We start from the raw sequence: 11,800 nt of genomic DNA on the forward strand, positions 1-11,800 counted from the left end.
GCGCTGGCGATAACATATTTTAATGAACCTTAACCACTTCCCTGCTGTCCTATTTTTCGAGCGTGAACTAAGCTCAGAATAAATAGCCGCCACAAGAGCAATAACGCCGGGCAGCTCGTAATCACCTTCCTTTCCACCCATAACGAACCAGACCGCCCTGAACGGCGGAACCGATGCAACGGGGATATTGCGTGAACTGAGTACTGACTTTTTCAGATAGCAAGCGAGGCGCCATCTATGACCATCATGCAGCACTTCAAGGACCGGTATGCCAGTACCCAGGAAGAGGAATTCACCCTGGAGGAATACCTGGAAATCTGCAAAAAGGACCCAACGGCCTATGCCACGGCCGCTGAACGAATGCTGATAGCCATCGGCGAACCCGAACTGATCGACACCTCCCGTGACTCCCGTCTGTCGCGCATCTTTTCCAACAAAGTCATCAAGCGCTACCCGGAGTTTTCTGAGTTCTACGGCATGGAAGACGCGGTCGAGAACATCGTGTCCTTCTTCCGCCATGCCGCTCAGGGTCTGGAAGAGAAGAAGCAGATCCTGTACCTGCTGGGCCCGGTTGGTGGCGGTAAATCGTCCCTCGCTGAGAAACTCAAGGTCCTGATGCAGAAGGTGCCCTTCTACGCCATCAAAGACTCACCCGTGAACGAATCTCCCCTCGGCCTGTTCGACCCGGCCGAAGATGCGCATATTCTGGAAGAGGAATACGGCATCCCGTCCCGCTATCTGAATTCCATCATGTCGCCCTGGGCGGTCAAACGACTGCACGAGTACGGCGGCGATATCAGCAAATTCCGGGTGGTGAAGCGCTATCCCTCGGTGCTGGATCAGGTCGGCGTATCCAAGACAGAACCGGGCGATGACAACAACCAGGACATCTCCGCCCTGGTGGGCAAGGTCAACATCCGCATGCTGGAGGATTACTCCCAGGACGATCCGGATGCCTACAGCTTCAGCGGCGGGCTGTGCAAGGCCAACCAGGGGCTGCTGGAATTTGTCGAGATGTTCAAGGCGCCCATCAAAGTCCTGCACCCACTGCTGACCGCCACCCAGGAAGGCAACTACAACACCACCGAAGGCATGGGCTCTGTGCCCTTCGATGGTGTGATCCTCGCCCACTCCAACGAATCCGAGTGGCAGACCTTCCGAAACAACAAACACAACGAAGCCTTCCTGGACCGGGTATACATCGTCAAAGTGCCCTACTGTGTGCGCGTCACGGAAGAGATCGAGATATATAAGAAGCTGCTCAAGCACAGCTCACTGTCTGGCGCACCCTGTGCCCCGGACACCCTGGACATGCTGGCGCAGTTTTCCGTGCTCTCACGCATCAAGGAACCCGAGAACTCCAGCATCTTCTCCAAGATGCGGGTGTACGACGGCCAGAACATCAAGGACACCGATCCCAAGGCCAAGTCGATTCAGGAGTACCGGGATTCGGCGGGCGTGAACGAAGGAATGGACGGCCTGTCTACCCGCTTCGCCTTCAAGATCCTGTCCAAGGTGTTCAACTTCGACACCACGGAGGTGGCGGCGAACCCGGTACACCTGCTGTACGTGCTCGAGAAACAGATCGAGCAGGAGCAGTTCCCCACCGAAACCCAGGAACGCTACCTTCGGTTCATCAAGGAATTCCTCGCGCCGCACTACGTGGAATTCATCGGCAAGGAAATCCAGACCGCGTACCTGGAAAGCTACAGCGAGTATGGCCAGAACCTGTTTGACCGCTACGTGACCTACGCCGACTTCTGGATTCAAGACCAGGAATACCGGGATCCGGAAACCGGCGAAATTCTTGATCGCTCGTCCATCAACGACGAACTGGAAAAAATCGAGAAGCCGGCCGGCATCAGTAATCCGAAGGACTTCCGCAACGAAGTGGTTAACTTTGTGCTTCGGGCACGGGCCAACAATCAGGGCCGCAACCCATCCTGGCTCAGCTACGAAAAACTGCGTGCGGTGATCGAGAAGAAGATGTTCTCCAACACCGAAGATCTGCTGCCGGTGATTTCATTCAACCCGAAAGCCAGCCAGGAAGATCAGAAGAAGCACAAGCAATTCGTGGAGCGCATGGTCGACCGGGGTTACACCGAGAAGCAGGTACGCCTGCTCGCAGAATGGTACCTCAGGGTGCGTAAATCTCACTGAGCCTGCGACTGAGCGCTGAACGGGAGTAACGCTATGGGTATGACCCACGTCGTCGACCGGCGACTGAACGGCAAAAACAAGAGCGCAGTGAACCGGGAACGGTTCCTGCGCAGGTATCGGCATCACATCAAGAAAGCGGTGTCGGATGCGGTGCAGCGTCGATCCATCACCGACATTGAACGGGGCGAACACGTCAGCATTCCCACCCGGGATATCGAGGAACCGATCTTCCACCACGGCCAGGGCGGCAGCCGCGAAGTGGTGCACCCCGGCAATCAGGAATTTGTTGCCGGCGACACCATTCCGAAACCCGCCGGCGGCGGGGGCAAGGGCCAGGGACAGGGCAACGCAAGCCCGGACGGCGAGGGCATGGATGAATTCGCCTTCCAGATCACCCAGGACGAGTTCCTGGATTTCTTGTTCGATGATCTGGAACTGCCCAATCTGGCCCGCAAGAAACTCCGCGACACCGAATCGTTCAAGTACGTGCGTTCGGGCTTCACCACCCAGGGTGTTCCGGCCAAGCTGGACGTAGTGCGCTCACTTCGGGGCGCCCATGCCCGGCGCCTCGGCCTTGGCGGCGCCAGAAAGAAGAAAATCCGCGAGATGCAAGCGCAGCTCGAAGCGCTGAAATCCGCGCCGGCGGAGCTTGATCCGGCCTTCAGTCATGAAGACCAGGTTCAGGCACTGGAAGAGGAAATCGCCCGCCTGAAAGCCAATGTCCGGCGCATTCCCTTCATTGACGAAATCGACCTGCGCTACCGCCAGCACCTGAAGCAGCCCAAGCCGGCCACCAGTGCCGTGATGTTCTGCCTGATGGACGTGTCCGGTTCCATGACCCAGATGCACAAGGACATTGCCAAGCGGTTCTTCATTCTGCTGTACCTGTTTCTCAAGAAGAACTACAAGAAGATCGATGTCGTCTTCATTCGCCATCACACCAGCGCCAAGGAAGTGGATGAGGAGGAATTCTTCTATTCCCGGGAAACCGGCGGCACCATCGTCTCAAGCGCGCTGAAGCTGATGAAGAAGATCGTCGATGCCCGTTATCCGCCCTCTGAATGGAACATCTACGCGGCCCAGGCGTCGGACGGTGACAACTGGAACGACGATTCCCCGGTGTGCAGCAAGATCCTCGCAGACAGCCTGCTGCCGCTGGTGCAGTACTATGCCTACATCGAGATCACGCCGCAGGATCATCAGATGCTCTGGTACGAGTACGAAAAGATCATGCAGCAGTTCCCCCAGAGCTTTGCCATGCAGCAGATAGCCGACCCGGGCGAGATTTACCCGGTGTTCCGCCAGTTGTTCGAGAGGAAAGCCGCATGACCGATTTCATGGATCGCCCCAACGTTCCCGAGGAACAGGGGCAACCCAGAGCCGAGGAACCGATTTCCACCAGCTCCGAATGGACTTTCGATCTCATCTGCGAGTACGACGAGGAAATCGCCAAGTGTGCACAGGAATTCGGACTGGACACCTACCCGAACCAGATTGAGGTCATCAGTGCCGAGCAGATGATGGACGCCTACAGCTCCGTGGGCATGCCCGTGGGTTACCATCACTGGTCCTTCGGCAAGCAGTTTTTAAGCACGTCGAAGAGTTACCAGCGCGGACAAATGGGGCTGGCCTACGAGATCGTGATCAACTCCAACCCGTGCATCGCCTACCTGATGGAAGAAAACACCCTGCCGATGCAGGCGCTGGTGATTGCCCACGCGTGCTACGGCCACAACTCCTTCTTCAAAGGCAACTATCTGTTTCGCACCTGGACCGACGCCAGCGCCATCATCGACTACCTGGTGTTCGCCCGGAACTTTGTCGCCGAGTGCGAAGAGCGCCACGGTGTCGAAGCGGTGGAAGAAATCCTCGATTCCTGTCACGCACTGATGAACTATGGTGTCGATCGCTACAAACGCCCGGCACCCATTTCGGCGGTGGAAGAACAGCGCCGCCAGCAAGAGCGGGAAGAATACCAGCAGCGCAGGATCAATGACCTCTGGCGCACCATTCCCCGTCCTGACGACATCGATACGATCGAGCAGAAAAAGCGGTTCCCGGAAGAGCCCCACGAGAACATTCTGTATTTCATTGAAAAGAACGCGCCCCTGCTGGAAACCTGGCAGCGGGAGATCGTTCGCATCGTTCGAAAACTGGGGCAGTATTTCTATCCCCAGCGCCAGACCCAGGTCATGAACGAGGGCTGGGCGACCTTCTGGCACTATACCCTGACCCACCGGATGTATGAGAAAGGCCTGGTCAACGACGGCTTCATGATGGAGTTCCTGCAAAGTCACACCGCCGTGGTGTATCAGCCTCCGTTCAACAGCCCGTGGTACTCCGGTATCAATCCGTACACGCTGGGTTTTTCCATCTTCACTGACCTGCGGCGGATCTGCGAAGACCCGACCGAAGAGGACCGGGAATGGTTCCCGGACATCGCCGGTTCAAACTGGCTGGAAACCCTGCATTTCGCCATGAAGAACTTCAAGGACGAGAGCTTTATCCAGCAGTTCCTGTCACCCAAGGTGATGCGGGACCTGAAACTGTTTGCCGTGCAGAACGACGATCAGGAAGACGTCTATCGGGTCACCGCCATCCATGACGACCCTGGCTATCGGCCACTGCGGGAAAAACTCGCCCGCCAATATAACCTCAGCTATCGGGAACCCAACATCCAGGTCTGGAACGTGGATGTGCGCGGCGATCGCTCACTCACCCTGCGCCATGTTCCGGTTGACCGGGTGCCACTTGGGGACGACACCGAGGAAGTGCTGCGTCACGTTCACCGGCTGTGGGGCTTCGACGTGCACCTTGAAAGTTTTGATGACGACATGGTGGTCGAGGAATTTCACTGTCCGACCAAAGGGCTCGCTGAGGATTAGGCCGGTAACCCGATGCTGACCGGCAAACCGGCAACCTGGCACCCGTGAAGATTGGGCGGGATGACTCACCTTGACGACACACATTCTGCAATGAAAGCAACAGCGCCGGGCCCGGTTCTGGCCGGTCCGGTCCTGCGTCATGCGGCACCGGACTCACTGGTCTTTTGGCTGGTAACCAGCGGAGAGGTCGCCGTCACCGTTCAGGTATTCCACGGCACAGACAGCCTGCTGGATCGTCCGCTGGCCGAAGCCGAGCTTATCCGCCTCAGAGTTGGCACCCGGGCCTGGCTGAACCTGCTGACCATCACTCCGGAACACGCCCTGCCCCGCGATACCCGTCTGGACTATGACCTGGGCCTAACAACAGACGAATCAGACGCACCGCAATGGATACGCAGCTGGGCACCCCATCTTTGCCCCGACGGCCGCGAGCGCCCGGGATTCACCCTGAAATCAAAACTGGACCGCATCTTCCATGGTTCCTGCCGGAAGCCTCACCACCCGACAGGCGACGGACTTGTCCGAGTGGACGGGGAATTGCACAAGGCCGAGCGGCTGGAAGATACGCCGTCGCTGCTCCTGCTGACCGGTGACCAGATCTATACCGATGATGTGGCTGGCCCCATGCTGCACGCCATCCAGTGCGTTATTCAGCAACTGGGCCTGTACCAGGAAACGCTGGAAGGCGCCTCACTCGGCCACAGTAAAGAACTTGTCTCGGTCGCCCACGCCTATTACCACCGAGATGAACTGCTGCCGGAATCCGAATTCAACGAGGACCTGATCGAGCGCTTCTTTGGTGGCGTCCGCAAGCCGGTGTTCACTACCGCGCACGCTGGCAATCATCTGATTTCCTTTGCCGAAGTCATGGCCATGTACCTGCTGGTCTGGTCACCGCAACCCTGGGCGTTGGTGACCAGCACTGAGCCTGTCGATGACCCGGAGGAACTTGCGCGCTACCGGAAAGAGCAGGCCATTATCGACGACTTCCGCTCGAACCTTCCGCGCGCCGCGCGCGCCCTGGCCAACGTGCCTGTGTATATGATTTTTGACGACCATGATGTTACCGACGACTGGAACCTCTCAGCCCTCTGGGAGACCACCGCCTACGAACATCCCTTCTCCCGGCGCATCATCGGCAACGCTCTGCTGGGTTATCTTTTGTGTCAGGGCTGGGGCAATCAGCCGCAGAATTTCGCCGAACTGATCGACCATTGCCAGCAGCTGTTCAACTCCAGCGACCCACGGAACGAACTGGATAAGGCGATACAGGACCAACTGATCGACGCACTCTTTGACTTTCAACGCTGGCATTACAGCCTGCTCACCTCCCCCCGACTGGTGGTGCTGGATACCCGCACCCATCGCTGGCGCAGCGAACTCCGCCGCAGTCACCCGTCCGGGCTGATGGACTGGGAAGCACTGACCGACTTCCAGCACGAAATCATGGGCGAAGACGCGGTGGTGGTGGTGTCAGCCGCCCCCATGTTCGGCGTGAAACTGATTGAGATGATCCAGCGGGTGTTTACCTTTTTCGGCAAGCCGCTGTTGGTGGACGCCGAAAACTGGATGGCCCATCGCGGTGCCGCCAGTGTGTTGCTCAATATTTTCGGGCACCCGCGAACCCCCAGACACTTCGTAATTCTGTCCGGGGATGTCCACTACTCTTTTGCCTACGATGTTCGGTTGCGCCATATGGAGAACGGCCCTCATGTCTGGCAGATCACCAGCAGCGGCATCAAGAACGAATTTCCCAATACCCTGCTTGAGTGGCTGGACCGTCTCAATCGGTGGCTGTTCGCTCCCTGGTCCCCTCTGAACTGGTTCACCAAGCGCCGGCGCATGTGGATTTCCCCCAGACTGCCCAGGGGGCGGGAAGCGGGAGAACGGCTCTGGAATGGTTCGGGCATTGGGGATGTGCGCCTGGATAACGAAGGTGCCCCAACCAGCATCCGGCAACTGAATGCCGGTGGCGGCGGCACCGTGTTCCAACGGCGCCGGGATGCCTGATCAGACCAGAGCCTGCAGCCAATCCACCAGCCAGGGCACAATCAAGGCGGTGGCGAAAGCCGACAACGCCATCGCCAGGCCCGAAAAGGCGCCCATCTGGGAGCTGACCTGAAACGCCCTTGCAGTGCCAATGCCATGAGCCGCCACTCCCATGGCGATGCCCTTGGCGGTGTCGTCCTTGATCCGCAACCACTCGAACAGCTTCGTGCCGAGCACCGCGCCGGTGATGCCAGTGATGACCACCAGCACCGCCGTCAGTGAGGGCAAGCCGCCAATTTTTTCGGAAATTCCCATGGCAACGGGTGCCGTGGCCGACTTGGGTGCCAGCGACATCTGGATTTCCGTCGAGCCGCCCAGCAACCAGGCCAGGCCAATGGAACTGCCTGCCGCAATCACCACCCCGCACACCAGCGAAATACTCACCGGCAGCCATAACTGCCGCAGCCGGCTGAACTGCTGGTACAGGGGGACCGCCAGTGCCACCGTGGCCGGCCCCAGAAGAAAATGCACGAACTGTCCACCCTCGAAGTAATCGTCATAGGACGTGCCGGTCAGCAACAGCACCCCGATCAACATGGCCACCGAGGTGACCACCGGATTGGTGAACGGGTTGGAGTCTGCGCGCTGATAAAGGCGATACGCCAGCGCATAAGCCACCATCGTTATGGTGAGCCCCATCAGTGGCGAGGCGGACAGGTAAACCCAGATATCCCTGAGGTTCGGATCAGTCATCATGAGACTTTTCCGGTCCGGAAGGCCTCACCAGCCATCGGGTCGTGAACTGCATGATCAGCGCCGTGGCCACCATGGTGATGATGGTGCTCAACAGCAACGCCAGCGTGATGGGCAGCCACTCCTCGGCGATGCGATCGAAGTGCGCCATCATGCCCACGCCCGCCGGCACGAACAGCAGCGACAGATGAGCAAGCAAGGCCGACGATGCTTGCTCGAGAGAGTCCGGAGCCTGGCCCCGAATCCACAGGGTGGCAAACAACATGACCATGCCCAAAACCGGGCCGGGAATGGGCACGTCGGCCAGGCGCACCGTAACCTCGCCCACCAACTGGTAAACCAGCAACATGGTTATTCCGTGGATAAATGCCATAGCCAGACGCCCTGTCCTTGAGAAAGCCCTTTATGATCAAAGCATAGCTGTACATTGATGGGGCGGATAGCGGCTCCCGGCTGCCATGCCAAACCGTCAAATGTCGCAAAAACGCTTTCAGATTATCGACCGTGTCATCGTGAAGCGCTTTCGTTATCAGTATACTGAGGTCACACACCTTTTAACTTTTAACATTCGTGGAGTGAGACAAGGAATGAAACGCCTGGGAACAATGGATGCCTCCTGGCTGGCAGTTGAATCGGAAGACACCCCTATGCACGTGGGTAATCTCCTGATTTTTTCACTGCCCGAAGGCGCTCCCGATACCTTTCTGCGGGACATGGTGACCCGCATGAAGGAGGCCGGTGATGTTGCACCGCCATGGAGTTACAAACTCGCCTGGCCCGGAGCCCTTGGCAAGGTGCTGGCACCAGCCTGGAAAGAAGACAAGGCCATCGATCTCGACTACCACGTTCGTCACTCGGCCCTGCCCCGCCCCGGCGGTGAGCGTGAGCTCGGTATTCTGATATCGCGCCTGCACTCCAACCCGCTGGATTTCCACCGGCCGCTGTGGGAGTGTCACGTCATCGAGGGGCTGGAAAACAACCGCTTTGCCCTGTACACCAAGATGCATCACTCTCTGATTGATGGCATCAGCGGTGTCCGGTTGATGCAGCGCGTGCTGACCACCGATCCGACCAAGACCAACATGACACCTCCCTGGTGCGTGAAACCGGTTTCCCGGCGTGGCAGCAAGACCGATTCCGAGGCCAGCATTCCCGCTGCCGTCTCCCAGGCCATGGAAGCCCTGAAACTGCAGGCCGATATGGCACCACGGCTGGTGCAGGCGGGCAGCCGGATTCTGCACTCGGTCCGGCATCCGGAAGACGGCCTCCCGTTCCCGTTTATGGGCCCGGTGTCCAAGATCAATCACCGGGTCACTGGCCAGCGCCGTTTTGCCACCCAACATTACCAACTTGAACGCATCAAAGAGCTGGCGCACGAGTCGGGCGGCTCGCTCAACGACATCGTGCTGTACCTGTGTGGCACGGCCCTGCGGCGTTTCCTGCTCGAGCAGGGGGAACTGCCCGACTCGTCACTGACGGCGGGCATTCCGGTGAACGTTCGCCCGGCCGACGATCAGGGTACAGGCACCCAGATCAGTTTCATGATTGCCTCGCTGGCAACCGACGAACCAGACCCGCTCAATCGCCTGCAGCAGATCAAGGAATCCACCCGCGTGGCCAAGGAGCACCTGCAGAAGCTGCCGCGGGCCGCCCTCACCCAGTACACCATGCTGATGATGTCTCCCTACATCCTGCAGCTGATGTCCGGGCTTGGTGGCCGGATGCGTCCGGCGTTCAACGTCACGATCTCGAACGTGCCGGGCCCGCAGGAGAGCCACTTCTACGAGGGCGCCAGATTGGAAGCGATGTATCCGGTGTCGCTGATCACACACGGAGGGGCGCTTAACATCACCTGCCTCAGTTACCACGGCTCGCTGAACTTCGGATTTACCGGCTGCCGGGATACCCTGCCCAGCATGCAGAAACTGGCGGTCTACACCGGTGAGGCGCTGGACGAACTGGAAAGCCTGCTGATTCCGCCGAAACCCAAAAAGACCCCGAGGCGCACCCGCAAGAGCGCCTAGTGTTTGCTGCTCTGCCAGTGATCGGCACCGACAAAGATCAGTTGAAGGAAGCGGATCGTCCGCTTCCGGATCTGATCGGTCTGGTACTCGTCGTCTGCCGCTACCCTGAGCAGGTCCGTCAGGCTGAATGCCACGGTGCGGACCACCAGATCACAGGTCATATCCAGATCTCCATCGCTCAAGTGATCCACCAGTCTCAAGCGCCGCAAGTCATTCGCCAGCTCAGTGGCAAAGAACCGGATTTCACTGCGAACGCCCTCATAAACCGCCCGGCTCTCACCCGCCAGCCCCTGTGCCATAAACAGGAAAAAACTGCGATTGGCCTGGCCATGACGGATGAAAACATCGACGGACTCTTCAATGAGTTTGTCCGCCTCGGGAGCATGCGCCCGGGCCTCTCTCATCATCCGACGCAATACCAGGCCAAGCTCGTCCACCAGCTGTAGCCCCAGATCGTCCATACTCCGGAAGTGACGATAGAAGGACGTGGGCACGACGCCGGCCTGCCGGGTCACCTCCCTTATTCCCAAACTGTCAAAATGCCGCCCATTGCCCACCAGGGTGAGCGCCGCCGCCATGAGTTTTTCGCGCGTTTCGCCCGGCTTCCTGCGCTGTTTCTCCCGCTGTTTCTCCGCCATGAACTGCCCATACCGATTACTGTAACTACCGAGTGACAAGTGTACACATCCAAAGCCAGAAAAGTAGCTACGGCTTGTCACTTGAAGCCAGAAAACCACGTTTCCCATTGTGCTTTAACCTTCCTGTGTGTACAGTCGTACACACAAGTGAACAACTGTACACAAGAGTACAGATTCGCACCGTGGAGAAACACTATGTTAGCGAGAGAAAAGCCAGGCAAGGCGTTCCAGTGGCTCGGCAAGCAGCTGCTTAACCGTGATAATCCGGCTGCCTTTTTTGACCCGCTGCTGGAACGCATCAACCCATTGTGGGTACAAGGGTACACACCTGCACAGGTAACACAGGTTATTCAGGAGACATCAGACACCAAAAGCCTGGTCCTGAAACCCGCTCAGCGCTGGCAAGGTTTCGAGGCCGGGCAACACGTGAACATTTGTGCTGAGATTGACGGCAAGCGTCACACCCGCACCTTTAGTCTCTCCAGTGCTCCGATCCTGTGGCGCGAGATGGGGCTGATCACACTGACCATCAAGCGCCTGCCGGGCGGCCTGGTGACCAACTGGCTGCACGATCATCTTGAGCCGGGAAACGTTCTGGGTCTGGGCGACGCCTTCGGTGACTTTCTGATCCCGGCCCCCGCCGCGCCGGTTCTGTTCATTGCCGGCGGCAGCGGTATTACCCCTATCCTGAGCCAACTTGAAACCATGGCTTCGCAGGATTATCGGGCGCCGGTCACCCTGCTCTATTACGTGCGCAGCCAGCGGGACGTGATTGCCGGCAAACGGCTTGAGGCACTGGCGGCTCGCTATTCAGCGCTGTCCCTGATCATCATCGCAACCGAGGAAGGGACCTCCCCGCGCTATTTGTCAGATGCCGACCTGGAGACTGTGCCCGGCCTGAAAGCCAGGCAGGTTTTTCTGTGCGGCCCCAAAGGCCTGATGGATCTGGCCAATCAGCTTCTTCGGAGTCGCGGAGTTGCCACTAGCGACATTCACTGCACCTATTTTTCCGCGCCTCGGGCGAATCTTGACGATCAATCCCTGGGCGGCCAGGTTCAGTTCGCCCGCAGCCATCTTGAGGTGGGTTCAGAGGGCGACGCCAACCTGCTGGACATTGCGGAAGCCGCCGGCCTGAACCTGCGTTATGGCTGTCGCATGGGGATCTGCCACCAATGCAGCTGCCGGAAGACTTCCGGCACGGTGATCAATCGCCTTACCGGCCAGCGCTCTGGCCACGGCGAAGAGAACATCCAGCTGTGCATCTCGGTGCCTCAGGGCCCGGTCTCGATCGATGCTTGATCCATTACCCAATGACACCGCCGCGCACAGAAGCGCCGCAAGGAGCACCAGC

Annotated in this window: 9 protein-coding genes; 6 read left to right on the forward strand and 3 right to left on the reverse strand. The window is 58.6% G+C overall.

Translation table 11 applies throughout. From position 1 onward, the window contains the following. Nucleotides 1-237 precede the first annotated feature (237 nt). The 4 genes from LPB19_RS00275 (at nt 238) to LPB19_RS00290 (ending at nt 7,055) form a co-directional block, all read left to right on the forward strand. Nucleotides 238-2,160 (forward strand): PrkA family serine protein kinase, encoded by a 1,923-nt coding sequence (locus LPB19_RS00275; RefSeq protein ID WP_206644108.1) that lies wholly within the window; start codon nt 238-240, stop codon nt 2,158-2,160. Between the two features lie 33 nt (nt 2,161-2,193). Further along, a complete protein-coding gene (locus tag LPB19_RS00280) occupies nt 2,194-3,489 on the forward strand; it encodes a YeaH/YhbH family protein (RefSeq protein WP_228289155.1) in 1,296 nt (431 codons plus the stop codon). Beyond that, a complete protein-coding gene (locus LPB19_RS00285) occupies nt 3,486-5,045 on the forward strand; it encodes a SpoVR family protein (protein ID WP_206644109.1) in 1,560 nt (519 codons plus the stop codon). Before LPB19_RS00280 ends, LPB19_RS00285 begins: the two co-directional genes overlap by 4 nt. A gap of 90 nt (nt 5,046-5,135) precedes the next feature. Next, nucleotides 5,136-7,055: an alkaline phosphatase D family protein gene (locus LPB19_RS00290; RefSeq protein ID WP_206644110.1), complete on the forward strand. Its 1,920-nt coding sequence runs from the start codon at nt 5,136-5,138 to the stop codon at nt 7,053-7,055. Here LPB19_RS00290 and LPB19_RS00295 read toward each other — a convergent pair whose 3' ends face one another. Both LPB19_RS00295 and LPB19_RS00300 read right to left on the reverse strand, forming a co-directional pair. After that, nucleotides 7,056-7,787, reverse strand: coding sequence for an LrgB family protein (locus LPB19_RS00295; RefSeq protein ID WP_206645630.1), 732 nt, complete (start codon nt 7,785-7,787; stop codon nt 7,056-7,058). It lies immediately after the preceding gene. Beyond that, entirely contained in the window at nt 7,780-8,160 is a 381-nt protein-coding gene (locus tag LPB19_RS00300) for a CidA/LrgA family protein (RefSeq protein ID WP_206644111.1), read from the reverse strand. The genes LPB19_RS00295 and LPB19_RS00300 overlap by 8 nt, the downstream gene beginning before the upstream one ends. Before the next feature lie 214 nt (nt 8,161-8,374). Between LPB19_RS00300 and LPB19_RS00305 the strand changes: the two genes are divergently transcribed. Further along, a complete protein-coding gene (locus tag LPB19_RS00305) occupies nt 8,375-9,811 on the forward strand; it encodes a WS/DGAT/MGAT family O-acyltransferase (protein WP_206644112.1) in 1,437 nt (478 codons plus the stop codon). Here the strand turns inward: LPB19_RS00305 and LPB19_RS00310 are convergent. Continuing rightward, the gene (locus tag LPB19_RS00310) at nt 9,808-10,449 is read right to left on the reverse strand and encodes a TetR family transcriptional regulator (protein WP_228289156.1); all 642 of its coding nucleotides are present in this window, start codon (nt 10,447-10,449) and stop codon (nt 9,808-9,810) included. The two genes, LPB19_RS00305 and LPB19_RS00310, sit on opposite strands and share 4 nt — an antisense overlap. A 195-nt stretch (nt 10,450-10,644) precedes the next feature. On the opposite strand from LPB19_RS00310, the gene LPB19_RS00315 reads away from it, so the two are divergent. After that, complete coding sequence (locus LPB19_RS00315) at nt 10,645-11,748, forward strand: ferredoxin reductase (protein WP_206644113.1); 1,104 nt, start codon at nt 10,645-10,647, stop codon at nt 11,746-11,748. Nucleotides 11,749-11,800: the final 52 nt, after the last annotated feature.

The sequence above is a fragment of the Marinobacter salinisoli genome (assembly GCF_017301335.1).
Taxonomy (GTDB): domain Bacteria; phylum Pseudomonadota; class Gammaproteobacteria; order Pseudomonadales; family Oleiphilaceae; genus Marinobacter; species Marinobacter salinisoli.